The 25,971-nt window shown below is 63.0% G+C and carries 25 protein-coding genes; 17 read left to right on the top strand and 8 right to left on the bottom strand.

Annotated elements, in window-relative coordinates:
* Positions 1–49: 49 nt before the first annotated feature.
* The 3 genes from NKH04_RS06280 to NKH04_RS06290 all read right to left on the bottom strand — a co-directional run bounded on the left by NKH04_RS06280 (position 50) and on the right by NKH04_RS06290 (position 3,263).
* Positions 50–982, bottom strand: a complete 933-nt coding sequence (locus NKH04_RS06280) for a substrate-binding domain-containing protein (RefSeq protein ID WP_352473388.1) — start codon at positions 980–982, stop codon at positions 50–52.
* 250 nt (positions 983–1,232) lie between these two features.
* Positions 1,233–2,027, bottom strand: a complete 795-nt coding sequence (locus NKH04_RS06285; protein ID WP_353044067.1) for an SDR family oxidoreductase — start codon at positions 2,025–2,027, stop codon at positions 1,233–1,235.
* Between the two features lie 78 nt (positions 2,028–2,105).
* The gene (locus NKH04_RS06290; protein WP_353044068.1) at positions 2,106–3,263 is read right to left on the bottom strand and encodes a fumarylacetoacetate hydrolase family protein; all 1,158 of its coding nucleotides are present in this window, start codon (positions 3,261–3,263) and stop codon (positions 2,106–2,108) included.
* A 225-nt stretch (positions 3,264–3,488) separates the two neighbouring features.
* Here NKH04_RS06290 and NKH04_RS06295 point away from each other — a divergent pair, with 225 nt between their 5' ends.
* From NKH04_RS06295 to NKH04_RS06330, 8 genes are all read left to right on the top strand, one after another.
* Positions 3,489–4,772, top strand: coding sequence for an NAD(P)/FAD-dependent oxidoreductase (locus NKH04_RS06295; protein WP_353044069.1), 1,284 nt, complete (start codon positions 3,489–3,491; stop codon positions 4,770–4,772).
* Positions 4,773–4,856: 84 nt separating this feature from the next.
* Positions 4,857–5,744 (top strand): ABC transporter permease, encoded by an 888-nt coding sequence (locus NKH04_RS06300; RefSeq protein WP_353044178.1) that lies wholly within the window; start codon positions 4,857–4,859, stop codon positions 5,742–5,744.
* Positions 5,741–6,619: an ABC transporter permease gene (locus NKH04_RS06305; RefSeq protein ID WP_352612327.1), complete on the top strand. Its 879-nt coding sequence runs from the start codon at positions 5,741–5,743 to the stop codon at positions 6,617–6,619. Before NKH04_RS06300 ends, NKH04_RS06305 begins: the two co-directional genes overlap by 4 nt.
* Positions 6,604–7,674, top strand: a complete 1,071-nt coding sequence (locus tag NKH04_RS06310; RefSeq protein WP_352540137.1) for an ABC transporter substrate-binding protein — start codon at positions 6,604–6,606, stop codon at positions 7,672–7,674. Before NKH04_RS06305 ends, NKH04_RS06310 begins: the two co-directional genes overlap by 16 nt.
* A 179-nt stretch (positions 7,675–7,853) precedes the next feature.
* Positions 7,854–8,462 (top strand): cupin domain-containing protein, encoded by a 609-nt coding sequence (locus NKH04_RS06315; RefSeq protein WP_352540136.1) that lies wholly within the window; start codon positions 7,854–7,856, stop codon positions 8,460–8,462.
* A complete protein-coding gene (locus NKH04_RS06320) occupies positions 8,452–9,537 on the top strand; it encodes an ABC transporter ATP-binding protein (RefSeq protein ID WP_352540135.1) in 1,086 nt (361 codons plus the stop codon). The genes NKH04_RS06315 and NKH04_RS06320 overlap by 11 nt, the downstream gene beginning before the upstream one ends.
* A gap of 34 nt (positions 9,538–9,571) precedes the next feature.
* Positions 9,572–10,999: an aldehyde dehydrogenase family protein gene (locus tag NKH04_RS06325; RefSeq protein WP_353044070.1), complete on the top strand. Its 1,428-nt coding sequence runs from the start codon at positions 9,572–9,574 to the stop codon at positions 10,997–10,999.
* Positions 11,000–11,295: 296 nt separating this feature from the next.
* Positions 11,296–11,649 (top strand): ArsC family reductase, encoded by a 354-nt coding sequence (locus NKH04_RS06330; RefSeq protein WP_352502008.1) that lies wholly within the window; start codon positions 11,296–11,298, stop codon positions 11,647–11,649.
* A 156-nt stretch (positions 11,650–11,805) separates the two neighbouring features.
* On the opposite strand, the gene NKH04_RS06335 is transcribed toward NKH04_RS06330, so the two are convergent.
* The 3 genes from NKH04_RS06335 to NKH04_RS06345 all read right to left on the bottom strand — a co-directional run bounded on the left by NKH04_RS06335 (position 11,806) and on the right by NKH04_RS06345 (position 14,480).
* Entirely contained in the window at positions 11,806–12,171 is a 366-nt protein-coding gene (locus NKH04_RS06335; RefSeq protein WP_353044071.1) for a DUF488 domain-containing protein, read from the bottom strand.
* Between the two features lie 57 nt (positions 12,172–12,228).
* Positions 12,229–13,485 carry an aminopeptidase gene (locus NKH04_RS06340; RefSeq protein WP_352981278.1) on the bottom strand — a complete coding sequence of 419 codons (1,257 nt, stop codon included), beginning with the start codon at positions 13,483–13,485 and terminating at the stop codon, positions 12,229–12,231.
* A gap of 80 nt (positions 13,486–13,565) precedes the next feature.
* Positions 13,566–14,480: a LysR substrate-binding domain-containing protein gene (locus tag NKH04_RS06345; RefSeq protein ID WP_353044072.1), complete on the bottom strand. Its 915-nt coding sequence runs from the start codon at positions 14,478–14,480 to the stop codon at positions 13,566–13,568.
* 97 nt (positions 14,481–14,577) lie between these two features.
* Here NKH04_RS06345 and NKH04_RS06350 point away from each other — a divergent pair, with 97 nt between their 5' ends.
* The 3 genes from NKH04_RS06350 to sbmA all read left to right on the top strand — a co-directional run bounded on the left by NKH04_RS06350 (position 14,578) and on the right by sbmA (position 17,448).
* Positions 14,578–14,787: a hypothetical protein gene (locus NKH04_RS06350; protein ID WP_353044073.1), complete on the top strand. Its 210-nt coding sequence runs from the start codon at positions 14,578–14,580 to the stop codon at positions 14,785–14,787.
* Positions 14,788–14,900: 113 nt separating this feature from the next.
* On the top strand, positions 14,901–16,055 hold the full coding sequence (locus NKH04_RS06355; RefSeq protein WP_353044074.1) for a YbfB/YjiJ family MFS transporter: 1,155 nt from the start codon (positions 14,901–14,903) through the stop codon (positions 16,053–16,055).
* A 115-nt stretch (positions 16,056–16,170) separates the two neighbouring features.
* Positions 16,171–17,448 carry a peptide antibiotic transporter SbmA gene (sbmA, locus tag NKH04_RS06360; protein ID WP_353044075.1) on the top strand — a complete coding sequence of 426 codons (1,278 nt, stop codon included), beginning with the start codon at positions 16,171–16,173 and terminating at the stop codon, positions 17,446–17,448.
* 28 nt (positions 17,449–17,476) lie between these two features.
* On the opposite strand, the gene NKH04_RS06365 is transcribed toward sbmA, so the two are convergent.
* The gene (locus tag NKH04_RS06365; protein ID WP_353044179.1) at positions 17,477–18,469 is read right to left on the bottom strand and encodes a polysaccharide deacetylase family protein; all 993 of its coding nucleotides are present in this window, start codon (positions 18,467–18,469) and stop codon (positions 17,477–17,479) included.
* 204 nt (positions 18,470–18,673) lie between these two features.
* Between NKH04_RS06365 and NKH04_RS06370 the strand changes: the two genes are divergently transcribed.
* Both NKH04_RS06370 and der read left to right on the top strand, forming a co-directional pair.
* A complete protein-coding gene (locus NKH04_RS06370; protein ID WP_023674063.1) occupies positions 18,674–19,339 on the top strand; it encodes a tetratricopeptide repeat protein in 666 nt (221 codons plus the stop codon).
* A gap of 6 nt (positions 19,340–19,345) precedes the next feature.
* Positions 19,346–20,779: a ribosome biogenesis GTPase Der gene (gene der, locus NKH04_RS06375; protein ID WP_353044076.1), complete on the top strand. Its 1,434-nt coding sequence runs from the start codon at positions 19,346–19,348 to the stop codon at positions 20,777–20,779.
* A gap of 14 nt (positions 20,780–20,793) precedes the next feature.
* Here der and NKH04_RS06380 read toward each other — a convergent pair whose 3' ends face one another.
* The gene (locus NKH04_RS06380) at positions 20,794–21,711 is read right to left on the bottom strand and encodes a LysR substrate-binding domain-containing protein (protein WP_353044077.1); all 918 of its coding nucleotides are present in this window, start codon (positions 21,709–21,711) and stop codon (positions 20,794–20,796) included.
* 120 nt (positions 21,712–21,831) lie between these two features.
* Between NKH04_RS06380 and NKH04_RS06385 the strand changes: the two genes are divergently transcribed.
* The 4 genes from NKH04_RS06385 to NKH04_RS06400 all read left to right on the top strand — a co-directional run bounded on the left by NKH04_RS06385 (position 21,832) and on the right by NKH04_RS06400 (position 25,925).
* Positions 21,832–23,151: an MFS transporter gene (locus tag NKH04_RS06385; RefSeq protein WP_353044078.1), complete on the top strand. Its 1,320-nt coding sequence runs from the start codon at positions 21,832–21,834 to the stop codon at positions 23,149–23,151.
* 107 nt (positions 23,152–23,258) lie between these two features.
* A complete protein-coding gene (locus NKH04_RS06390; RefSeq protein WP_353044079.1) occupies positions 23,259–24,443 on the top strand; it encodes a cell wall hydrolase in 1,185 nt (394 codons plus the stop codon).
* 255 nt (positions 24,444–24,698) lie between these two features.
* The gene (locus NKH04_RS06395) at positions 24,699–25,097 is read left to right on the top strand and encodes an AtpZ/AtpI family protein (RefSeq protein WP_352969468.1); all 399 of its coding nucleotides are present in this window, start codon (positions 24,699–24,701) and stop codon (positions 25,095–25,097) included.
* A gap of 69 nt (positions 25,098–25,166) precedes the next feature.
* Positions 25,167–25,925, top strand: coding sequence for a F0F1 ATP synthase subunit A (locus NKH04_RS06400; RefSeq protein WP_352969384.1), 759 nt, complete (start codon positions 25,167–25,169; stop codon positions 25,923–25,925).
* The last annotated feature ends 46 nt before the right edge of the window (positions 25,926–25,971 follow it).

The raw sequence follows: 25,971 nt of genomic DNA on the forward strand, positions 1-25,971 counted from the left end.
TGAGACGGTCACGGCCGCAGAAGCGGCCGTGACCAACTCGATCGCGGATTTATTTGCCGGACAGGATCTTGTCGTAGACTGCCGCGGTGTCCTTCTCGTAGAGCGCGCCAGTGATCACGTCGAAGCCGGGCGGAATACCGCTCGCCGCCATGTTGGCGAGCGAGAGCGCGACGTAGCTGGTCGCCTGCGGATCCTGCCACTGCGCGGCATTGACGTAGCCGTTCAGCACTTCCTGGGTGGTGTCGAGCGAGTTACCCCAGCCGACGACCGGGATTTCGCCCGGCTTGACGCCGACCTGGTCGAACACCCGCTTGATCGAACCGGTGACAAGGTCGCCGAGGCCGATAACCGCCTTGACCTTGGCCCTGTTGGCAGTGAGGTAATCGACCATGCGGTTGATCACTTCGGCCTGGTCGAGCGTCGCTTCGGTGATTTCGTAGGTGATGCCGAGCGGCTCGAACACGCTCTTGATGCCTTCCTCTTCCTGGACGCCATAGGTGGCGCCGGGAATCTCGACCGGCATCCAGACGAAGTCGCCCTTCTTCACAAGGCCCTTGTCGACCAGATACTGCGCCCAATGTTTGCCGAAGGTGACGTTGTCGCCGCCGACATAGGCGTTGAAGTCCGCCTTCGGGTCGGGCGTGTTGAAGTTGATGATCGGGATGTTCGCCGCCCGCGCTTCCTTGGCGATCTCGACAAGGCTGCCCGGATCAGGGCTGGTCGTGGTGATGCCGTCGGCCTTGGCGGAAATCGCGGCGCGAACAGCCTCCTGCTGCGACGCCACGTCGCCATTGTGGAACGACGTATTGACGGTGTTGCCGGTGTCCGCCGCCCATTGCTTGGCGCCGGCAAGGAAGTAGGTCCAGACCGGATCGGCCGGGCCGCCATGCGAAATCCAGTAGAACGTCTTGGCCTGTGCCGCGGCCGGAATGGCCAGCGCCACCACCAAGCCAAGTACAAGCAGTCTTAGCCTCGTCAGCATTTGATTTCCTCCCATTTGAACCGAACTCCTCCTCCGACGACGATCGCGGCCAAAAACCGTGCGCGGCCAAAGCCGTGAGCGCATTTGCCAGCGTCGACCTGGGCGCATTAGAGCATTCCCTTTTTCGATCGATGGCAAGCCTCGATTGCCAATGGACGTTGGCGCAAGGCACCACGCCATCAGCAATCCCATCAGATTGCATCAGTTTGGCTGATATTTTCCAGGCGGCCGACGATCGGCCTTGCGACCGTCATGCAATGCTGCGCGGCGGCGCGCCGAGCACGTATTGCTCTAGGTCGATAAGCGTCCCGGTCATCAGCCCGGAGGCGTCGCTGAGCAGGAACAGCGTTAGCTGGGCGACTTCGTCCATGGTCAGCAATCGACCAAGCGGCAGGCCGGCGGCGGCAATCTTTGCCCAGTTTTCGCCCTTGCCCAGCGTGCGCGCCTGCATCTCTTGTTCGGCCGGCGTCGCTACCCAGCCCATGTTGATGCCGTTGACGCGGATGCGATCGGAAAGATGCGCGTTGGCAATGTTTCTGGTCAGCGTCGAAAGCGCGCCCTTGGTTGCGGAATAGATGGCAAGGTCCGGCGCACCGCAATGCGCATTCACCGACAGTATGTTGACGATGGCCCCCGCCGCCCGCCGTGTCTTCATGTCGGCTACGGCCGCCTGCATGAGGAAGAACGGCGCGCGCGCATTGACGGAAAACAACCTGTCCCAGTCGTCGATTGTGCCAGTTTCCAGCGAGGCCCGGTCGGTGAGGGCCGCGGCGTTCACCAGACAATCGATGCGGCCGAGTCTTTTGATCGCTTCCGCCATGACAGCTGCAGGCGCGGCCGGATCTGCAAGATCGGCCTGGATGAAGACGGCGGGCCGGCTTGGTCGTGAAAGCTCTTCGGCGATGCGTCTGCCACGCTCGGCATTGCGGCCGACAATGGCGATCCCTTCGCCGCCGTCGGCTGAGGCCAGCCGGGCGATGGTCTCGCCAAGCCCTTGCGTTCCGCCGGTAACGACAAGGGTCTTGCCCTCAAGAGCGACGATCAATGGACTCTCCCGAATGCCGACGAGCAGGTAATTTCCAATCAGAGAATTCTAGAATCTATCGGATGTTAGGCTGCGGGACTAGATGAGGTCGGCCCTGGCGAGGTCGCGCATCAGGTGGCTGGCGCCGTAGGTCCAGTGTGGGCAGTCGGGCGACAGCCGCACGCGGTTGACCAAGGCGCCGAATTTCTCCGACGAGATGGTGACGATGTCGCCGACTTTGTGGGTAAAGCCCTTGCCTGTTTCGCCCCGATCCTTCGACGGCACGAACATGGTGCCGAGATAAAGTGCCAGCCCGTCGGGGTATTGATGATGCGGCCCCATGGCGGCGGCGACCAACTCTTCCGGCGAGCGGCTGATCTCGGCCATCGAACTGGCGCCCTCCAGCGAGAACCCATCCTCGCCCTCGACCTTCAGGCGTACGATCGCCTGCTTCACGTCGCCAATGGAAAACGTCTCATCGAACAGCCGGATAAAGGGGCCAAGTGCTGCCGAAGCGTTGTTGTCCTTGGCTTTGCCGAGCAGCAGCGCCGAGCGCCCCTCGACGTCGCGCAGATTGACGTCGTTGCCGATCGTCGCCCCGACAATCCTGCCGCTGCCGGCGGCAATCATGGCGATCTCCGGCTCCGGATTATTCCATGTCGAAACCGGATGCAGGCCGACATCGGCGCCGAAGCCGACCGAGGCCATCGGCTGGCACTTGGTGAAGATCTCGGCATCGGGGCCGATGCCGACTTCCAGATATTGCGACCAGGCGCCGCGCGCAATCAGCTTGCCCTTGATCTCCATCGCTTCCGGCGAGCCGGGCTTGAGCTTCGACAGATCGTGGCCGATCAGCCCGGCGATGTCGGCGCGAATGGCGTCGGCCTTTTCCGCCGAACCGCGCGCCTGCTCCTCGATCACCCGTTCGAGCAGGCTGACGACAAAGGTGACGCCAGACGCCTTGATCGCCTGCAGGTCGACGGGGGACAGCAGGTACGGTTTCCCCGGATCGCGCGCTGTCTCGAAACTGTTGGCGGCAATGGCATCGAGTGGGCCGATCGGCCTCCCATTGGCCGAGCGGACGTGCCTCGCCGGGTCCGGCAATTCGCAAACGTCGCGCACGGTCGGTGCCACATTTGACGTGATGTCGAAGACCGTGCCGTCACGCACCGTGACCACCAGCGGATGGGAAGCATCGCTCGCCCGGGCGCGGCCCACGAAGAGGCCTTCGGCGGGCAAATGTGCGGCGTTCGTCATGGCTTACATTTCCTGTTGTCTTGTCCTTCGGCCGCGGCACTTTCAACAAATTCCCGCCAAAGGTCTATCCCGCTTGCAGGGCGAGCTTTGTCAATTCTTTCAAGCGGTCTTCGCATAGCTGGACCTTGATCGAGCCTGACGTGCGCCAATGGCGACGGAAAACGCTCTTTCAAAATAATGAAACCGTCGCTAGGGTTTTCACCTACTGAAATCTCCAGGTGACGCTTGCCCGTACGGTTTTCCGATCCAATCTGGCAGAAGCCGCGGACAGCCACCGCGTTCCAATCGCTTTTTCCCGCCGGCCAATGCGTCGATGTCGTTATCGTCGGCGGCGGTATCATGGGGCTGTCGACAGCCTTGCACGCTGCCCGGTTCGGCCTTGCCGTCCAGGTGCTGGAGGCCGGCGAAATTGGCAATGGCGCATCCGGCCTGAACGGCGGTCAGGTCATTCCCGGCCTGAAATACGATCCGGATTGGCTGCTGGAGCATTTTGGTCTCGAACGCGGCGAAGCGCTCGTCAACTTTGCCGCCTCGACCGCTGACACCGTCTTCGAATTGATCCGCGACGAAAGACTGGCGGTGCCGTTCGTCCGCAATGGCTGGATCCAGGCGGCGCATACCGAGACCGCGCTAAAAGCGGCGGCAAGCCGGGATCGGCAGTGGCGGGCGCGCGGCGCCGATGTCCGGCTGCTGAGCGCGACGGAGATCGCGACGATGACAGGCGCGCAAGGCTATCTCGGCGGCTGGCTCGATCGCCGCGCCGGTGTCATCGATCCGCTCGCCTACACGTCGGAACTGGCGCGCGTCGCTGTAGCGGCGGGCGTGAAAATCGCCGAACGCCAGAACGTGATGCAGATCAGCCAGAATGCTGGCATTTGGCACGTTTCTACGGAAAGCGGCGCCGAACTCAAGGCCAAGGCGATTGTCCTGGCGACCAACGCCTATACCGGCGGCCTGCTTCCCGGCCTCGCCGAGACGATCGTCCCGCTGCATTCCTTCCAGATCGCGACAGCACCGCTATCGTCCAATCTCGCGGCGGCTATCCTGCCGGAAGGGCAGGCAGTGTCGGATTCGCGCCGCATCCTCGTCTATTACCGCAAGAGTGCCGATGGCCGGCTGGTGCTCGGCGGACGCGGCCGCATGGCCTTGCCGAACGGCCCGGCCGACTGGGCGCATCTGGAGCGCGCGCTGCTGCGGCTTTATCCGGCGCTGTCAGACATTGCCATTGAAAAGCGGTGGTTCGGCCGGGTGGCAATGACGCCGGACCATCTCCCGCATATCCACGAGCCAGAGAAGGGTCTGCTGGCGGTCGTCGGTTGCCAGGGCCGCGGCATCGGCCTGATGACCGCGCTTGGCGAGCGCATCGCCTCCTACCTGTCGAGTGGCGACACCAGGCAATTGCCGTTCTCGGTCGCGCCGATCCGACCGATCCCGTTTCACGCCTTTCGGCAGGTCGGCGTTGCCGCGACCATCGCCTGGTACCGGATGCTGGACGCCTTCGAACGCTGACGTTCATGCCCAAGCGTGAAACAGCTTGACAGCTTCATGAATATGAAAAAAGCTTGGTCGATTTCAAGTTATGATGGGCAGTCGATGTCGACCCTCGCCGCAACGCAGCCGCTGCCGGAAACCCGGTCTTCGCCGGGTTTTCGCTTCGCCATGCTGCTGCCCGGCGGGTTGGTCACCTTCTTGCTGATCCTTTTCGCCCTTGGCCTCGTGCTTTTCCTCGCCTTCCGCGGCAATGACGGCTCGCTGCTGGGGGCTGGTTTCACCCTTGCGAATTTCGTCACCGTGGCCACCGATCCGCTGTACTGGACGGTGACGCTGCGCTCGCTGGGCATCGCCGGCCTGGTGACGCTGGCAACCGTCGTCACCGCCTATCCCGTTGCCTACTATCTGGCCTTTCACAGCGGGCGGCGGCGCGGGCTGCTGTTGTTCCTGCTGACCCTGCCGTTCTGGACCAGCTATCTGCTGCGCGTCTTCGCCTGGAAGATCGTGCTTGCCTATAATGGCGTGTTGAACTCGGCGCTGATCGAAAGCGGCATCTGGTCGGAGCCGACATTGGCCTTCCTTAATACGCCGGCAGCGGTCGTCGTCACGCTCGCCCACGCTTATGCGCCGTTCGCCATCCTGCCCATCTATGTGGCGCTGGACACCATCCCGAAATCGTTGCTCGAGGCCGCTTCCGATCTCGGCGCAAAACCATTCACCAGCTTCCGCCGCATCGTGCTGCCCAATTCGATGCCGGGCGTGCTGGCGGCCGCTCTCGTCGTCTTCGTGCCGACCGTCGGCGATTATGTGACGCCGGCGCTGGTCGGCGGCCCTGCCAGTACAATGATCGGCACACTGATCCAGGCCGAGTTCGGCAAGGCCAATGACTGGCCGTTCGGCGCCGCACTCGCCGTCGCCGTCATGCTGGTCATTCTCGCCGTGGTGCTGGTGGTGCGCTTCGCCGACCGCCGGTACGGCAGCCGCACATGAACACGGCGCGTGTCGATGCAAAACAGGGCGGCGGCTGGCTCGGAGCCTACGTCCTTGCCTATCTGGTGTTCCTGTATCTGCCGATACTGCTGATCCCGCTGTTTTCCTTCAACAATTCGATCCAGGCGGCATTTCCGCTGCAAGGCTTCACGCTGGAGTGGTACGGCACACTTTACGGCAATTCGGCGCTGTCCGGTGCGCTTGCCACCAGCCTCGTCATCGGCGCCATTGCCGCCAGCGGCGCAACACTCTGCGGCATCACCGTGTCCTATATGGACCTCTACGGTCGCTCGCCGCTGGCCGCCACGATCAGTGCCATTGCGCGGCTGCCGATCCTGATCCCCGGCGTCATCGTCGGCATCTCGCTGTTGATCCTGGTCAATCTCGCCGGTTTCGGGCCGTCGCGCATTGCCATTGTGCTCGGCCATGTATTGGTGGCGCTGCCGACGACGGTGGTGGTCATGCGCAGCCGCTTCGCCGCCATCCCGAAGACCATCCGCGAGGCAGCGCTCGACCTCGGCGCCTCGGACTGGACGACCTTCAGACGGGTGATGCTGCCGCTCAGCCTGCCCGCCATTATTTCGGCGTTCATGCTGGCCTTCCTGACCTCGTTCGACGAGTTTATCGTCGCCTTCTTCCTTGCCGGCACCGAGCCGACGCTGCCGCTTTATATCTGGAGCCAGCTGCGCTTCCCGAAATCGCTGCCGACCGTCATGGCGCTCGGCACGGCGATCCTGGCCGTGTCGTTCGTCATCGCCGCACTCGCCGAAATCCTGCGCCATCGCGGGCTTGCCGCCACCCGGCGGCCAGCGCCCGCCAGCCTGTCAAAACCAGAAGAAACCGAAAGAGGAGAACTGCAATGGCATTCGACTTGAAATCGATAACGGCAAAGACAGCGAAAACCGGACTGGCTGCCTTCGCGCTGGCGCTTGCATCGACTGCCGCCTTTGCCGGCGACAAGCTGCAATATTTCACCTGGTCGGGCTATGAACTGCCCGACTTCAACAAGAGCTTCCTCGCCGCGCACCCCGATGGTGTCGAAGCCTCGATGTTCGGCGACGACGATGACGCCTTCACCAAGGTCAAGGCCGGCTTCCGCCCCGATGTCGCGCACCCTTGCTATGACAAGGTGGCGCGCTGGAACAAGGAAGGCCTGCTGCAGCCGATCGACACCAAGCGCATCAAAAACTGGGATTCGATCTTCCCGGTCTTCAAGAACCTGCCCGACCTGCAGGCCGGCGACGGCAAGGTCTGGATGGTGCCGTGGGACTGGGGCAATACCTCGATCCTCTACCGCACCGATCTGGTGAAGAACCCGGAAGCCAGTTGGAACCTGCTGTGGGACAAACAATATGCCGGGCGCATGGCGACCATCGATGCCGTCCACGACACACCGGTGGTGGCGGCCCTTCTGGCCGGCGTCAATCCATTCGACATGACACCGGAACAGATGGACAAGGTGGCGGAAAAACTGCGCGAGCAGCGCCCGCTGCTCTCGAACTACACCACCGACATGACCTCGGTCGAACAGGCACTGGCGAGCGGCCAGCTGGTCGCGGCCATGACCTGGAACGCTTCGGCCACCTCGCTGAAGAAGCAGGGCGTGCCTGTAGAGTTCATGAAGCCGAAGGAAGGCATGCTGACCTGGGCTTGCGGCTTCGTCATGCTCAAGGACGCCAAGAACGTCGATCTTGCTTATGATTTCATCAACAGCCGGCTGGAAACGGATTCCGGAAAGTATCTGATCCAGGCTTACGGCTATGGCAGCTCGACCAGCTCGGCTTTCGCCGCCGTGCCAAAGGAGGAGTTGGAGAAACTGCAGCTGCCTTCCGATCCCGAGGTGATGCTGAAGACCACGATCTTCACCGGGCCGATGAAGCAGAATGACGAACTCGCCAAGATGTTCGAGAAGGTCAAGGCAGGCGGCTGAGCCTGGTTCTTCCTTCTCCCCTTGCGGGAGGAGGTGTCGCCGAAGGCGACGGATGAGGGGTGTTCCAGATGGCACCGACAGCACTCCGGCCAACACCCTCATCCGTCTCGGCGCTTCGCGCCGATCCACCTTCTCCCACAAGGGGAGAAGGGAAAACCTAACCAAACAAGGACAAACGAATGGACATGCTGGACGAAGCGGCTGAGAAGCCGAAGGACGACGCCGACGTCAGGGTCGGCCGGCGCGTGCGAGCGCTCAGGCTGGAGCGCAATCTCTCGCTGGCCGAACTTGCCGCCAAGGCAGGTGTCTCGATAGGTGCGCTAAGCCAGATCGAGCGCGGCATGTCGTCATTGCGGGTCCGCGTGATCTGGCCGCTTGCCGCCGCCCTCGATATAGAGCCGTCAGCGCTGATCGCTGACGGCAAGGATGTCGGCAACGATCTCTATTGTGTGCGCGCCAACAGCCGGCGTCAGATCCCGGTCAAATCGGAAGGCATCGCCAAGGCGCTGCTGTCGCCGCCGGCCGCCACGCTGACCGGCATGCTGGTGACCGTTGACGCCGGTGGCGGCACCGCCGAAGCTTACGCCCATGCCGGCCATGAATTCGGCTTCGTCCTGTCGGGCGAGGTCGAGCTGGTGGTCGATTCGACCAGATACGGGCTGAAGGCCGGCGACAGCTTCGCCTTCAGGAGCACGTTGCTACATGCCTTCCGCAATCCGGGCAGCGAGCGCTGCCAGATCCTGTGGGTCAACACCACCAAGCCGTCCGAGGTTCGCGATGGCGCCTGATCCTCTCGTCCGGCTGGACAAGGTCTCCAAGATTTTCCCCGGCGGCATCGTCGGGCTCGACGCCGTCGATCTTGACATTGCCCGCGGCGAGTTCCTGACCTTGCTCGGACCGTCCGGCTGCGGCAAGACCACCAGCCTGCGTGTCATCGCCGGCTTCGAGAGCCCGTCGAACGGCAAGGTCCTGCTCGAAGGCCGCGACATCACGGCGCTCAGGCCCTTCGCCCGTCCTGTCAATACCGTGTTCCAGGACTACGCGCTGTTCCCACACATGAACGTTGCCGAAAATGTCGGCTTCGGCCTGTCGCTGCGCAAGCTCTCCGGTGCCGAACAGGCAAAGCGCGTCGGCGCAGCGCTCGACATGGTCGGCCTTGCCGAGAAGCCCGGCGCCCGCGTGTCCGAATTGTCGGGTGGCCAGCGCCAGCGCGTCGCACTTGCCCGCGCCATCGTCTGCGAGCCGCGTGTGCTGCTGCTCGACGAGCCGCTGTCGGCGCTCGATGCGCATCTGCGCGAGCAGATGCAGGTCGAACTGAAGCGGCTGCAGTCGCGGCTTGGCACCACTTTCGTCATGGTCACGCACGACCAGACCGAGGCGCTGTCGATCTCAGACCGCATCGTCGTCATGAACAAGGGCCGCATAGAGCAGATTGCGCCGCCGGCGACCCTTTACGACCGGCCCGCCACCAAATTCGTCGCCAGCTTCATCGGCACGATGAACCTTCTGCAGTCGCGCTTTGTCGGCCGCGATGGCGAGCGCTTGCGGTTCGCCGCCGGCGCCCTGCCGCTGGAAGCGGTTTCGGAGACGGGCGAACTGCCTGGCGAGGGCACGGTGCGCACCATCGGCGTGCGTCCGGAGGATCTTTTGGCGACGACCGAGGCCACGGCCGGCACTGTACCGGTGCGGGTGAACAGCATCGTCTTTCACGGCCGCACCTTGCGCCTTCATGCAGAGTTGGGGCAGGGGACACAGGTGGTGATCGACGCGCCGCGCCGGACAGAGGGTTTTCAATTCAGCGTCGGCGACGTGGCGCATATCAGCCTGCGCCGTGGCGCCAACTGCCCTATGCTGCCTAGCTAGTCTCACTCATTTCCAGAAAACCGGAGCACGACCCATGAGCAATCATCTCAATTTTTTCATCGGCGGCAAATGGGTCGGCCCCGTGGTTCCGGCAACACTGGATGTCATCGATCCGTCCACTGAAGAGGCCTACACCAAAATCTCGGTCGGCTCGAAAGCCGATGTCGACAAGGCCGTGGCTGCAGCCAAGGCGGCATTCCCGGCCTTTTCGCAAACGACCAAGGCCGAGCGCCTGAAGCTGCTGAAGCGTATCCTCGAAGTCTACAATGAGCGCTACGAGGACATCGCCCAGGCGGTCAGCCAGGAAATGGGCGCGCCGATCAGGTGGGCGCGCGAGGCGCAGGCCTGGGCGGGCAGGGCGCATATGGAAGCCACCATCAAGGCGCTGGAGGATTACGAATTCAGCGAGAAGCGCGGCACCACCATGGTGGTCAAGGAGCCGATCGGCGTCTGCGCGCTGATTACACCGTGGAACTGGCCGCTCAACCAGATAGTCTGCAAGGTAGCGCCGGCCATCGCCGCCGGCTGCACCGTCATTTTAAAGCCTTCCGAAATCGCGCCGATCAGCGGCATCATCTTTTCCGAGGTGATGGACGCCGCCGGCACGCCGAAGGGCGTCTACAATATGGTGAATGGCACCGGTCCGGATGTCGGCCAGGTCATGGCTGGCCATCCCGATGTCGACATGGTCTCGTTCACCGGATCGACCCGGGCCGGCATCATCGTCGCCAAGACGGCGGCCGAGACGGTAAAGCGCGTGGCGCAGGAGCTCGGCGGCAAATCGGCCAACATCGTGCTGCCCGACGCTGACTTCGAGACGGCGGTGCGCAAGGGTGTCAACGCCTGCTTCGGCAATAGCGGCCAGTCCTGCGATGCGCCGACCCGCATGCTGGTGCCGGCCGCCCGTCACGACGAGGCGCTGACGATCGCCAGGAAGGCCGCCGAACGGCACAAGGTCGGCGACCCGCGCTCGGAGGAGACCAAGCTCGGGCCGGTGGTCAGCAACGTCCAGTTCGACAAGATCCAGCGGTTGATCGAGGCCGGTATCGCCGAGGGTGCGACGCTGGTCACCGGCGGCCCCGGCCGGCCGGAACACCTCAACCGTGGCTATTATGTGCGACCGACCGTTTTCGGCCACGTCAGGCCTGGCATGACCATCGAGAAGGAGGAGATTTTCGGGCCGGTCCTGTCGGTCATCTCCTACGATGACGATGATGATGCGGTGAAGATCGCCAACGACACCGTCTATGGCCTGGCTGCCTATGTGCAGTCCGGGGATATCGACCACGCCCGCAAGATTGCCAGCCGGCTACGCGCCGGGCAGGTGTCGATCAACTATCCGGAATGGGATACGTTCGCGCCCTTCGGCGGCTACAAGCAGTCCGGCAACGGCCGCGAATACGCCGACTGGGCGATCCACGATTTCCTCGAGATCAAGGGCATCATCGGCTACGGCGCCTGAGCGTTCAACGTTGGCATTACGCCAACGTCAAGTTTGTTGCGAGCGTTGGTGCCTCGGCACCGGCGTTCGGTTGAACGGCCACGACGGCTTCGTGGCCGCAATGTGAGTGCGAAGCAGGGTCGCCTCAGATCGTCTTGAGATAGCCGGCCAACTGATCCGCCACCGTGCCCCAGCCGTCGTGAAAGCCCATCTCCTCGTGGCAAGCGTGAAAATCGCCGACGGCCGGCGAGGCCGCTGGAAAAGTCAGAGGCGCGGTTTTAGGGTGCCGCTAGATTCGACCGGTCCGAGGATCCGTTTTGACGATCACCATGTACGGCATTACCAATTGCGATACGGTCAAGAAGGCGCGTTCCTGGCTGGCGAGCCATGATGTTGCCTATCGCTTTCACGACTACAGGGCAGACGGGCTTGAAGCGGATCGGCTGAACGGCTGGTCAGGCAAGGTCGGCTGGGAAATCCTGCTCAACAAGGCGAGCACAACGTTCCGTGAACTGTCGGACGAGGACAGACTGGGCTTGGACGAGAACAAGGCCAAGGCGCTTATGCTGGCCAAACCGACGATGATCAAGCGTCCGGTGCTGGAACTTGGCGACAGGGTTCTCGTTGGCTTCAAGCCTGATGTTTATCAGCAGGCGGTGAGTGGGAAATAGGACCGACCCGCCATGATCCGTCGCGTCCCCCTCTGTCCTGCCGGACATCTCCCCCAACAAGGGTGGAGATTGGCAGCTTCGGCGCTCCGCTCACCACTGCAACCTTGGATATTGGCGATAGCCGGCGACATGCCGCCTGCCTGCATATTGATCGTATCAAACGCTTGTGGTTTTCCCACGCAAATAGCTCGCCAGCGCCACCGCGTTATTGTGCTTCTCGTCATGCGCGCCGTAGAGCAGCGTCACCCGGCCTTTGTCGAGCAGAGCGCACAGCTGGCCGACCGCCTCGCCGTTCCGGTCGAGCTCATCGCGGTATCGCCGCTGGAACTCCGCCCAGCGCGCCGGCTCATGGCCGAACCATTTGCGCAACCCATTGCTTGGCGCGATGTCCTTTAGCCATAGCGTCAGCGCCGCTTCCTCTTTGCGGACGCCGCGAGGCCATATGCGGTCGACGAGCACCCGCTGCCCGTCATCGGGCGCCGGCGGCTCATAGATGCGCTTTACCGCGAGCTCCATTGCCAATTCCGCATGGGCCAGCAGGCGCCGCTGCTTGCTGCCCTTCGTTTAGAGATCCCGGGCCTAAACCCACTCGCCCTTGCGCATCACCGGCACGCGGCTGCCGTCCTTATGGACGCCGTCTATGTCGATCTTGTCCGAGCCGATCATCCAGTCGATGTGGATGAAACTCTTGTTGCCGCCGCGCGCCGCGATCTCGTCCTGGCCGAGCGAGGCGCCGTCGACGAAGCACTTCGAATAGCACTGGCCGAGCGCGATGTGGCAGGCGGCGTTCTCGTCGAACAGCGTGTTGAAAAACAGCAGCCCGCTCTTGGCGATCGGCGAGGAATGCGGCACCAGCGCCACCTCGCCGAGACGGCGCGAGCCTTCGTCGGTATCGAGCACCTTCTGCAGCACATCCTCGCCCTTCGTGGCCTTGGCCTCGACAATGCGGCCCGCCTCGAAACGCACCGCAATGCCGTCGATCAGGGTGCCCTGATAGGACAGCGGCTTGGTGCTGGTGACATGGCCTTCGACTCGCCTTGCATGCGGCGTGGTGAAAACCTCTTCGGTCGGGATGTTGGGGTTGCAGGTGATGCCGTTCTTGGCGGTCGAGGCGCCGCCCATCCACTCGTGGCCGTCGGCCAGCCCGACGGTCAGGTCGGTACCGGGGCCGGTGAAATGCAGCGCGTGGAAATTGTGGCCGTTCAGCCATTCGGTGCGGCTCTTCAACGCCGCATTGTGCGCCGTCCAATTGCCGATCGGGTCTTCGACATCCACCCGCGAGGCGGCAAAGATAGCGTCGGCGAGCTTGGCCACGGCGACGTCGTCGGCGTCGTCCGGGAATACCTGCTTGGCCCAGGCCTGATCGGGATAGGCGACGATGTTCCAGTTGATGTCGAAGCCGGTGATCTTCTCCAGCGCCGGCTGGTAGGCCATCGAATTCGCCTTGTTGGCACGCGCCACCTTTGCCGGGTCCTGAGAAGAAAGCAGCGACGGATCCTCGCCGCGCACGGCGAGCCTCGCCGCATTGTTGGCGAAGGCTTTTGCCATGCCTTCGTAGAGCCAGCCGGCGGCGCGGTCGAAACCGGCGTCGGCGCCGTAGCGGAAGCGCGCGAGAGTGATCTCATCGTCGTTGAAGATCGGCGTCACCAGGCCGGCACCTGCCTTGTAGGCGTGCTCGATGATCCGCCGCGTCAAAGGCAGCGCGGCAATAGACGAGGTCAGCACCAGATCCTGCCCCGGCTGCAATTGCAGCCCGACCTTGACGGCGACCTCCGCCAGCCTGTCGAGCTTCACCGGGTCGATGCTTGCGGAAACGCCGCGCGAATGTGTGGTCATGATCCTGCCTGCCGTGATTGGGGACTGTTTCTTACATAGACCGGCGCTGCCGACCTTTCCACTCTGATGTGCCAGCAGGCTCAGCTGGCGCTCTCGAGCGACCTGAACTGCGCCATCGTCGCCTCGATCTCTTCGCGCACCCAGATCTTGAAATCCCTGACCTTGCGGCTTTCGCTCTTGCTGGCCGAGGTCACCAGCCAATAGCCGAGCCCGCTCTGGGCGCGTATGCCGAACGGCGCGACGAGACGGCCGTCGGCCAGCGCGTCGGCGGCCAGCAACTGCCAGCCGAGCATGACGCCGTGACCGGCAATCGCCGATTCCAGGCACAGCATCGGATCGGTGAAGCGCGCGCCCTTCATGAAGGTGACCGGCTTCACCCCGGCCGCTTCGAACCAGCTCTCCCAACTGATCATCGACCTTTCGTCGGTGATCGCACAGGTCAAAGCAAGGTCTTCGATCGATTTCAGCTTGCTGGCGATGACCGGTGCACAGACCGGAAACACCTCCTGCGCCAGCAGCAATTCGGCCCGCCCGCCCGGCCATTTGCCGTCGCCGAGCCGAATGGCGACGTCGATGTCCGAACGATCGAGATCGGCAAGCCGCACCGAGGCATCGATGCGCAGGAGCACGTTCGGATGGCGGGCAAAATGCCGCGACAGCCGCGGCAGCAGCCATTTCGAGGCGAAAGCCGGCGCCACCGAAACCACGAGCGTGCACTCCGAGGTTTCGTCGGCAAGCGCCACCGCCTGTGCGAGTTCGCGGAAGCCTGCGCTGAGCCGCGCGCTAAAGACGGTGCCGAATTCGGTCGCCACCAGGCCAGCTGGCGTTCGTTCGAACAGCGCCCGGCCGAGCTGCTTTTCTGTCCGGTTGATCTGCTGGCTGACGGCGCTGACCGAGACGTTGAGCTCGCCGGCCGCCGCCGCAAGCGAGCCCAGGCGGGCAACGGTTTCCACGGCGCGCAAGCCGTTGAGATGGACGCGGTTCAGAGTGGCCATACAGTTTTTCTAAACTGGAGCGGCGGAAATCTCAATTGCCAGACGCTAACGAACGGCGGATTCTAAGTGGGCTACGCAGAGTGAGGAGGCAAATCCGATGAAGATTTTATCATGGCTCGGCGCCTTTTCCCCGATCGGAACGCAGCCACACCAGGATGACAGCGAGGCCACCAGCTGGGTGACTGATCCGCTGTCGCATCCGGTGCTCGACACCATGTCGGAGCGCGAACTCGCCGACATGCCGTTCAGGCTGACCGCGCGTCGTACCCGCTTCGAGACGGCTCCGCCAAGGACCTGCTACGGCTGAACAAGGACTTGCTGGCACTTCAGGTGAGCCGGCCGCCGACGCGGCTGCGCAGCCCTTCTGGCCCAATAAAAGGCGGATTGTCTCGCCGGCAGGCGCACCTATGGTGCATCGCGATGAACATCGCTTCGCCGTTGCGCCTGGCAATCGCCGGCATGATCGCCCTGGCCGTCGCCATGGGCATCGGCCGTTTCGTCTATACGCCGATCCTGCCCGGCATGATGGAAGAGCTCGGCCTGTCGCCGGCCGATGCCGGCTGGATCGCATCGGCCAATTATCTCGGCTACCTCGTCGGCGCGCTTGCCGCCACCGGCGGCTGGGCGCAAGGCCGCGAGCGTCAGCTGATGCTGGCCGGCCTTGCCGCCACCGCGATCCTCGCCGGCCTGATGGGCCTGAGCGGCACGATGGCCGCCTTTCTCGTCATCCGCTTTCTTGCCGGCGGTGCAAGCGCCTTTGTCCTGGTCTTCATGACCAGCATCGTTTTCGGTCATCTCGCCGCGGCCGGTCGAAACGACCTACAAGCACTGTATTTCGGCGGTGTCGGCCTCGGCATCGCGGCGTCCTCGGCGCTATTGGCGCTCCTCGTCACCGAACATGCCGGCTGGGCGGCGGGCTGGCTGTGGTCGGCGGTGATTTCGACCTGCGGCTTTGCCGCCGTCGCCTTGCTGGCCGGCGGCACCTCGGCCGCGAACAGTACCACCGGGAGCGAGCCGGCACTGCCGAAAGACCGGTCGCTGGTGAAGATCATCGTCGCCTACGGCCTGTTCGGCTTCGGCTACATCGTCACGGCAACGTTCCTGGTCGCCATCGTCCGCCAGGGCGGCGGCGGCCGCGTCTTCGAGGCGGTGGTCTGGATGGTCACCGGCCTTGCCGGTTTCCCCTCGGTCTGGCTGTGGCAGAAGCTTACGGCCAGGATCGGGCTCTATGCCACATACGCGCTGGGGTGCCTGGTCGAGGTGGTCGGCGTCAGCGCCAGCGTCGCCATGGGCGGGCGCACCGGGCCGCTGCTCGGCGGCCTTCTTGTCGGCGGCACCTTCATCGCCATCACCGCGCTTGGCCTGCAGGCCGGCAGGCAGCTTGCTCCGCAAGCACCACGCCGGATGCTGGCGGTAATGACGGCCGCCTTCGGCCTTGGCCAGATCATCGGCCCGATCGTCGCCGGGCTGCTTGCGCAGGCCTCCGGTAACTTTTTCCTTGCCTCGATCGTGGCCGCCGCCGTCCTGCTCGCTTCCGGTACGATCGCCTGGTCGGCTGCGCCAAAATCGCCATGATTATGGTCTTGCTCGGTTGCGGGCATCGGGCACGGGCATTTTCTTTCCCACTAATGTGTGACTTTATGCCCGCTGAACCCCGCTGATTTGCGCATCGACCGAGGATTTCGCCACAGTGTTCGTATCGTTTTTTCCGCAGCCGAAGCTGTTCTTCAGTTCGGTCGCCGTCTGGAGCCTCGCGGCCGTTCTGTTTTGGTTTTTTGGAGGAGAGCAACTTGGAGCAGTGTTTGGACTGCCCCCGATGGCCGCCGGCGTCGACAAGATCATTGGCGTGTCGCTCTTTTGGTCGAAGCCATTTCTCTGGTTCTATATATATTTTGCGGCTGTCGTCCTCATCTTCTACGGCTTTTGGGCCTGGTACCGACCTCATCCATGGCGGAATTGGTCGATTCTTGGCACCTCACTGATTCTCTTTGTGATCTATTACCAGGTGCAGGTAAATGTCGCCTTCAATGACTGGTATGGCCCTTTCTACGATCTTATTCAGAAGGCTTTAGGCACACCGTACTCTACGACGCCGTGGGACTTCTATATCCAACTGCTGACAATCATGTGGATTGCGCTTCTGGCTGTGACCGTTGGCGCCCTCAACCGGTTTTTTGTAAGTCATTGGATATTTCGTTGGCGCACCGCAATGAACGAATACTACATGACCAACTGGGAAAGATTGAGGCGCATCGAAGGTGCGTCCCAGCGTGTTCAAGAAGACACGATGCGCTTCTCCAGCACGATGGAGGATCTGGGCGTAAGCTTAGTCGGGTCCATCATGACACTGATAGCGTTCCTTCCCGTGCTGCTGCATCTCTCTGAAAACGTCACGGAACTGCCGATTGTCGGCACGGTGCCTTACTCCCTGGTCGTTGTAGCAATCCTTTGGTCGGCCTTCGGAACTACTTTCTTAGCTGCGGTAGGAATCAAACTGCCGGGTCTCGAATTCCGCACCCAACGTGTCGAGGCAGCCTACCGCAAAGAATTGGTCTATGGTGAGGACGATGCAGATCGCGCCCAACCGCCAACTGTCGCTGACCTTTTTAGAAGCGTAAGAGGCATCTATTTTCGTAAATATTTCCACTACTTATATTTTAACGTGGCTAGAATATTCTATCTACAGATCGACAATATATTTCCATATATTGTTCTTGTTCCTACGATGGTCGCGGGAAAGATCAAGCTCGGCGCTCTGAACCAGATTCTCAACTCCTTTGAGCAGGTCCGATCTTCATTTCAGTATCTGGTCAATGCCTGGCCGACGGTCGTGGAACTGATCTCGATCTACAAGCGCCTGCGCGCCTTTGAGGCGACGCTCGAGGGCGAGCCACTGCCCGAAATCGACCAGCGTTATCTCGAACGTGAGCAAGCCGGCTTGCGCCCTGAGGATCAGCCGGTAAGCTAAAAAGTATCGGGCGGCGATCACTTGCGGCTCAGCCGCCCACCGCCGCCTGCCTTTCGCCTCGCCGCGAAACATAATCGCGAAAGCTGATGCACTCGACGTCCGCTTTGACGCAGACCTCGCCGGCAAAGCGTTCCAGCGCGTTCCAGTAGGCGCCGTCATTCATCAGCGTGAAATGGAAGCCGAGCTCAAGCGGAATGCGCTTGCCCTGGTATTGCGCATCGAAGGCGGCGCGGAACGCGTTATAGGTCCGGTCAGCGAACTTTTCCGCCATGCTCGGCCGCTCGAAGCCGCCGGAATGTCTGACATAGAGATTGTAATCCATGGCGATCACCCGCCTTGAGCTCGGCCCTTCCGGGATCTGCGGCAGCGAAAAGCGCGTGATGCCGTTGACGGTCGGTGGCTCAACCGGCCCACGCGAGACGCCGCTTGCGTCGAGCAGGAAGCCGGCCGCGGGCAGCGCCTCGTAGAGCGCCTTGTTTGCCGACAGATAAGGCGCGCGAAAGCCGACCACCGACTTGCGGGCAAGATCGCGCCAGCCCTTCGGTTCAGGAGCAATGCCGTTGATCGAATAGGCGTTTTGGAGAATATGCTTGAACGAGCCGAACTCGCTCAGCCAGTCGGCCTTGCTCCAGTCCTTGCCGTCGAAATGGCCGCAGCCATGGCTGCCGATGTCGTGGCCTTCCGAGGCGGCAAGATTGATCTGCTCGAGCCGGTCGGCGACTTCCTGTTTGGAGGCGGCAAAGCCGATGTTCGATTTGCCTTCTGTCTTGCCGGGCGCGGTGTATTCCTTGCGCGTCTCGGGCGACAGCAGGAATACGCAGGAGACGAAATAGGTGAAATGCGCACCCGTGCGTGCGGCCAGCGCCCGGCTGCGCTGCCACTGCGAAATGTCGCGGGCGCTGTCGAATGAGATGATGACGATCTGCTTCGGTTTTGCCGGCGGCGCCGGCGGGTCGGCGCAAGCCGCGCCGGCAGCAAACACGGCAATGGAAAACGCAATAACGCGGGACAAACGGGGCAAAGGCATCTGACTTGATTTAGGGAATGTAGAAGCGACGCCTACCGGTGAAATATGGCACGGGTACGATCGACCTGTCGGCCGCCGTTGGCGGCGACTGCCTCGTGAATAGGCGATTTTCCTGCCGAACCCCTTCCATGCCGGCAAAATTTCGCTAAAACGCGGGCTCATCAACCGCCCCGGCCGGGGCATGAATGGTTTTGATCCATGTCGGACGACAGTTTTATCCGCGAAGTCAACGAAGAGATTCGTCGCGACCAGGCGCATGCGCTGTGGGACCGTTTCGGTCCCGCCTTGCTTGTGCTGGCCGTGCTGGTGGTGCTCGGCACTGCCGCTGTCGTTGGCTACCGCTATTGGGACGAGACCCGCGCCAACCGCTCCGGCGATGCCTTCTCGCAGGCGCTGAAGCTTGCCAATGACGGCAAGAACGACGAGGCGCTTGCCGCTCTGGAGGCGTTGGAGAAGGACGGCTACGGCGCCTATCCGCTGCTCGCCCGCATGCGCGCGGCAACCGTCAAGGCGGACAAGGGCGACGTCGACGCCGCCGTCAAGGATTTCGACGAGGTCGCCGCCGACACCAAGATCCCGTCCGGCATTCGCGACATGGCGCGTCTCAGGGCAGCGCTGCTTCTGGTCGACCACGGCTCTTTCGCCGATGTCTCCAGCCGCGTCGAGGCGCTCACCGCCGACACCAACACGCTGCGCCATACGGCGCGCGAGGCGCTTGGCCTTGCCGCCTGGAAGGAAGGCAAGGCGGCGGATGCATTGAAGCTGTTCGACCAGATCGCCGCGGACGACGGCGCCCCGCGCAACACGCGCGAGCGGGCGACATTGATGTCCGAGCTGATCCGCGGCTCGGGCGGCGTGTCGTGATAGTCCATGACCTTCAAAGTCGCCATCATCGGCCGGCCTAACGTCGGCAAATCGACCCTTTTCAATCGGCTGGTGGGAAGGAAGCTGGCGCTTGTCGACGATACGCCCGGCGTCACACGCGATCGCCGCGTCCATGCCGCAAAGCTCTACGACCTGCATTTCGACGTCATCGACACCGCCGGCTTCGAGGATGCGGCTGCCTCGACGCTGCCCGGCCGCATGCGCGCCCAGACCGAGATCGCCATCCGCGAGGCCGACCTGATCTTTTTTACGATCGATGCCAAGTCCGGGCTGATGCCCGACGACAAGACGTTCGCCGAGATCGTGCGCAAGTCCGGCAAGCCGGTTGTCGTCGTTGCCAACAAGGCTGAGGCGCGCGGCGCCCAGGGCGGCATGCTGGAGGCCTGGGAGCTCGGCCTTGGCGAACCGATCCCGGTCTCGGCCGAACACGGCCAGGGCCTGCCCGATTTGCGCGACGCGGTGATCGCGGCACTTGGCGAGGCGCGCGCCTTCGGCGAGGACGAAGAGGCCGGCGAGGATGAGGTCGCCGCCAGCGAGGTGCTGATCGGCGAGGACATCACCGACCCGGACGCCGAGCCGAGCTATGACGACACCAAGCCGATGCGCATCGCCGTCGTCGGCCGCCCCAACGCCGGCAAGTCGACGCTGATCAACGCGCTGATCGGCGAGGAGCGGCTGTTGACCGGCCCTGAGGCCGGCATCACTCGCGATTCCATTTCGGTCGACTGGGACTGGCATGGCCGCCGTTTAAAATTGTTCGACACCGCCGGCATGCGCCGCAAGGCCAGGATCCACGAAAAGCTCGAAGTGATGTCGGTGCAGGACGGCTTGCGCGCCATCCGCTTTGCCGAGATCGTCATCATCGTGCTCGACGCCACCATTCCCTTCGAGAAGCAGGATCTGCAGATCGCCGATCTGATCATCCGCGAGGGCCGTGCCCCGGTGATCGCCTTCAACAAATGGGATCTTGTCGACCATCCCCAGGAGCTGCTGGCCGAGCTGCGCGAAAAAACCGAGCGGCTGCTGCCGCAGGCGCGCGGCATGCAGGCGGTGCCGGTGTCGGCCGAGACCGGGCGTGGCCTCGACAAGCTGATGGATGCCGTCATCCGGACGCATCGAGTTTGGAACAGCCGTGTGTCGACCGGCAAGCTCAACCGCTGGCTGGAAGGCATCCTGACGCATCATCCGCCGCCCGCTGTCGCCGGGCGTCGGCTGAAGATCAAATATGTCACGCAGGCCAAGACGCGGCCGCCGGGCTTCGTCGTCTCCTGCTCACGGCCGGATGCGATGCCGCAATCCTACGTCCGCTATCTCTCGAACAGCCTGCGCGAGGCTTTCGACATGCCCGGCGTGCCGATCCGCATCGCCTTGCGCACCTCGGACAATCCTTTCGCCGGCAAGGCAAAGAAGCGCCGCTGAGCGCCACTTCTCCTTTACGCCACGTTGCGCAGAACGGGCGCCGGTTGCGTCTGGGGCAAGGCTTCCAGCGCTGCCTGCAGCAGGATGTCGCCAAGCCGCGCCGCGACCGCGTCGGGCTCGGCCTCCTTGCGATGCAGGAACAGCGCCATCTTGGGCAAGGCGGGCAGCCCGGCGATCTCCGGCGTCATCGCCCTGACGCTGGCCGGCAGGCCGATATCGGTGCGGATCGTCAGTCCGAGCCCGGCGGCGACGGCTGCCCAGATGCCGCCAAGGCTCGGGCTGGAGAAGGCCATCCGCCATGCCAGTCCGGCGCGGTCGAGCGTTTCGGTCGCCACGCTGCGCAGCAGGCACGGCGCTTCGAGCGCCACCAGCGGCAACGCCTCGCCATCGCGCAGGCTGGTCTCGATCTGTTTTGCCGGGCCGATCCAGCGCATCTGGACGTCGGCGACATGCCGGCTGTAGGGCAGCGTCGCGCCATTGTGCCAGGCAAGCGCGATATCGAGGCTGCCCGAGATGATCCGTTCGGCCAGCTCGTGGCTGCGTGCGATCCTGGCATCGATCTTGACCTTGGGATGGGCGCGGGCGAAGCGCCCGAGCACCTCCGGCAGCACCGCCTCGCCGAAATCCTCCTGCAGCCCAAGCCGCACCCAACCCTCCAGATCGACATCGTGGATGGCGGAGGCGGCCTCGTCATTGAGCTCGATCAGCCGCCTCGCGTAGCCGAGCATAATCTCGCCCGCGTCCGTCAGCGCCAGGCCACGTCCAGATTTGCGGAAGATCGGCGTCGCCGCCTGCTCCTCCAGCTTCTTCAATTGCGCACTGATTGCCGAGGTCGAGCGGCCGAGCCGGTCGGCGGCCTTGGCGAAGCTGCCCAGCTCCATGCCGGTAACGAAGCTGCGCAGAACGTCGAGATCGAATGTCACGCGTCGCATGCCAATAATCCTGATATTCGGGACATTACGTCAAAAATTTCCTGATATTCAGTACGAAGCTATGGCGGTAGAGAGAGCGCGTCAAGACCGAATGCAGCCGACCCATGCAGGAGCTGAACCATGTCCGCTGTCGCCACACGAGCAGAATGCAAACCGCTTCGCCCGGCCGCCGTTACCACCCCGTCAGAGGCGGCGGTGCTTCGAGCCAATCATCGCTGGAAGGTGCTGGGCATCGGCGTCGCCGCCAATGCCTGCTTTTCCGCGACCTTCTCCGGCATTCCGGCCACGGCGGTGTTCCTGCGCTCGGGCTATCATCTCTCCAATGGCGAGCTCGGCCTGGCGCTTGGTCTTCTCGGCCTGGGTGTGGCGCTGAGCGAATTGCCGTGGGGGCTGCTGACCGATCGCTGGGGCGACCGCCGCGTGCTGCTGACGGGGCTCGGCGCAACCGCGGTCTGGCTGCTTGTCATGGCCGCGCTGGTCGTGCCGTCACCGGCCCATATTCCCGTGATCGCGCTTCTCGCCGCTGCCCTGCTGGTCACCGGATTGCTCGGCGGCAGCGTCAACGGCTCCAGCGGCCGCGCCATCATGGCCTGGTTCGGCGAAGGCGAGCGCGGCTTTGCCATGAGCATCAGGCAGACGGCGGTGCCGCTTGGCGGCGGGCTTGGCGCGCTGGTGCTGCCGTCGCTCGCTTCAGCCCATGGCTTCACGGCAGTCTTCGGACTTCTGGCGGCTGCATCCGCGGTCTCGACCTCGCTCGCCTGGCGCTGGCTGCATCAGCCGCCGGCGCATGACGACGCCCGTTCGAGCAGCGCGGCAAAGCCGGCCGGCCCGGCGCCGCTGCGCAACCCAGCCGTCTGGCGCATCGCGACAGCCATCGGCCTGCTTTGCTTTCCGCAGGTGGCGGTGCTCACCTTTGCTTCCGTGTTCCTGCATGATTTCGCCGGCATGGGAACAGCTGTGATCAGCGCTAGCCTGGCTGCCGTGCAGGTCGGCGCCATGGTCATGCGTGTCTGGAGTGGCCGCTACACCGACCGTCACGGCAACCGCCGGTCGTTCCTGCGTCTGTGCAGCATGCTGAGCGTGGCCGCCTTCACCGTGCTTGCGGCGCTCGTCTTGTTTTCGGCCCAATTCTTGTCAGGCCAAGCGCCGATGCTGTCGCCGGCGATCGTTGCTGTGCTGGTCGTGGCCGGCATCTGCGTCTCCTCCTGGCACGGCGTTGCCTACACCGAGCTTGCGACGCTGGCCGGCGCCAGCCAGGCCGGGACGGCGCTCGGCCTCGCCAACAGTCTGGTCTTCATCGCCTTCTTTCTGGTGCCGATCGCCATTCCCGGGCTTCTCGTGCTCTGCTCGTGGGCAGGCGTCTGGCTGGGTGCGGCTATTTGCGCGCTGATCGCGTGGCCGATCTTTCTTCCGCCAACGGATAGCCGCAAAAGCGCCTGACTTCGACACGAGATGGGAAAACAACGTTCTAAGCTGTTAACGCCCCATCAAGGTTAATGCATCATTGTAGCTCTCCAGTGGGGTCCGTCGCGTTTCTGGAGAGTTCCGTGCATCGACGTGTTTTGACGCGGCTTGTCGCCGCCGCCGGTGAGAAAAAGCGTTCCTTCCTGTCTCCCCTCGTTATTGGCCTTGGCATCTGGATCGGCTTTCCAACGGTCGCTGCCTATCAGGACATGACCAGCCTCGTCTCCGGCCTGGAGGCGCCGAGCGTCCGCTGGAACGCCTATGTCGAGAAATCCGTCGCCGGCTCCGTTCACGCAGCCGAAATGCCCTTCCTCGATTCCAGCAGCACCGGCTCGCTCTCCGGGTCCGGTGTCCAGTTGCCCGGCATCGGCGCCGTTTCGTTTCGCGGCAAGGGCGGCATCGCCGGCACGACGCCGGACGAGAACCGCATCACGCGTGCCGACAAGAAGGGCCGCATCATCCAGGTCTCGCCCGTCTCGCCGCCGAAGAACTTCAATGCCGGCTCGATCTTCGAGCGCACCTCTTCGCTGCTCCGCCCAAGCATGGACAGCGGCCTGAGGATGGCTTTCGCCAAGCCCGAGATCAAAGGCAAGGAAATCCAGATCGCCGCCGCCTTCCACACGCGCATCGACAAGAAGCCGGATCCCGGCGTACCGGCGATGCTTGCCGCGCTGGTCAACAATGATCATCCGGACGTGCTGGCGACCGCCTACGCCTCGTCCGCTCCCGATTATGCACAAGCGTCGCCCTTCGAGGCCTTGCTGCAGGACGAGGACCCAAACGACGGTCGCTTCATTCCGCCGCTGAGCAAGGGCGACCATTCCTGGATGCAGACGCCGCTGCCGGCGAGCGTCTTTTCCAAGCCGGAGCAGGCATGTCTCGCCAACGGCATCTATTTCGAAGCGCGCGGCGAATCCGTGCGCGGCCAGGCCGCCGTTGCCCAGGTCATCCTCAACCGCGTCCGCAACCCGGCCTATCCGAACTCGATCTGCGGCGTCGTCTACCAGAACGACAACTGGTTCAACCGCTGCCAGTTTTCCTTCGCCTGCGACGGCCGGAAGAAGCGCATCGACAACCCCGCTGCCTACAAGACCGCACAGGATGTCGCCATGGCCGTCACAGCCGGCAAGATCTTCATTCCGGAAGTCGGCTCGTCGACCCATTATTACGCCAACTACGTCCATCCGGGCTGGGCGCGGACGATGCAGAAAATGACCAGGATCGGCCTGCACATCTTCTACCGCACCTATGGTGGCGGCTGGAGCTGAGCGCTCGGGCAGCCCTTGCATCTTTCCCGCGAGAGCGGCCGATCGAAGACGCATCGCCGCGGGGATTCGGCCACGGCCCGCCGGAGACTGTGTCGGGCACGATGTCGCACCCAGGCAAGTATCTGATTTATAACGGAAAAATACTTGAGCTTGAACGTCTGCCCGTGGCTTGACGGGCGCTGACCCTCTAACTATGTTGCCGGCGACTTTAAGAAGCGGACGGACGGTGACGGTCTGACCGGGCAGGGGGGTTGCGTGGCCGACAAGAATGGGCCAGACGGAACCGGCAAAACCGGCCGCGGCAAGCAGCATGAAGCCGACATCCGCGACGACGATCTTGAGCGCCGCCGGCGCGACCTTGAAGCATCGCTTGCGACAAGGCGGCCGGACCGGCTCGAGGGGAAAGACGACGCGAAAGCGGGCAGTGCGGCCGGGTACGGCCAGGCGCTCAAGCTGTCCAGCGAGTTCATCGCCGGGATAGTGGTTGGTGCCGGCATCGGCTGGATCATCGACCGTCTGGCGGGGACAACGCCATGGGGTCTGATCGTTTTTTTGCTGCTGGGTTTTGGCGCCGGCGTGCTCAATGTCATGCGCTCAGCAGGGCTTATGGCAGAATTCGGACAAAGCGATAAACCGCGCGATCCGAAAGAATGAATTAGCGCGCCACTCACCGGCGCAATGAACGCATAGTAGAGTCGCGTGCGACTTTGATGGGGATTAAAAGTGGCTGCTGACAAGGTCGATCCAATCCACCAGTTCCAGATACATCCGCTTGTTCCGATTCACATCGGCGGCTATGACCTGTCCTTCACCAATTCGGCGCTGTTCATGGTCGCGACGGTGGCTGTCGCGGCGGCGTTTCTCTACCTCAGCACATCGAGCCGCAGCCTCATTCCCGGCCGCCTGCAGTCAGTTTCCGAGATGGCATATGAATTCGTCGGCAACATGCTGCGCGATTCAGCCGGAACCCAAGGCATGAAGTTCTTCCCCTTGGTGTTTTCGCTGTTCATGTTCGTGCTCGTCGCCAATTTGCTCGGGCTTTTTCCTTATTTCTTCACCGTCACCAGCCACATCATCGTCACCTTCGGCCTGGCTGCGCTGGTGATCGGAACCGTCATCGTCTACGGCTTCATGAAGCACGGCTTCGGCTTTCTAAAGCTGTTCGTACCGCAGGGCGTGCCTTTAGTGATGATGTTCCTCGTCGTACCGATCGAGGTCATCTCGTTTTTGTCGCGACCAATCAGCCTTTCTGTCCGCTTGTTCGCGAACATGCTGGCTGGCCACATCACCCTCAAGGTCTTTTCCGGCTTCGTCGTTTCGCTGAGCGCGCTTGGCGCGGCTGGCGTGGCGGGTTCGATCCTGCCATTGGCTATGGCGGTAGCGCTGACGGCCTTGGAAGTGCTGGTGTCTTTCCTGCAAGCCTACGTCTTTGCAGTTCTGACCTGCATGTATCTCAACGACGCTTTGCATCCCAGTCACTAGGGAATTTCACCGGCGGATTTACCGTCATTACAAACTGCAACGACAA

Source organism: Mesorhizobium sp. M1365 (assembly GCF_040317865.1).
GTDB lineage: Bacteria > Pseudomonadota > Alphaproteobacteria > Rhizobiales > Rhizobiaceae > Mesorhizobium.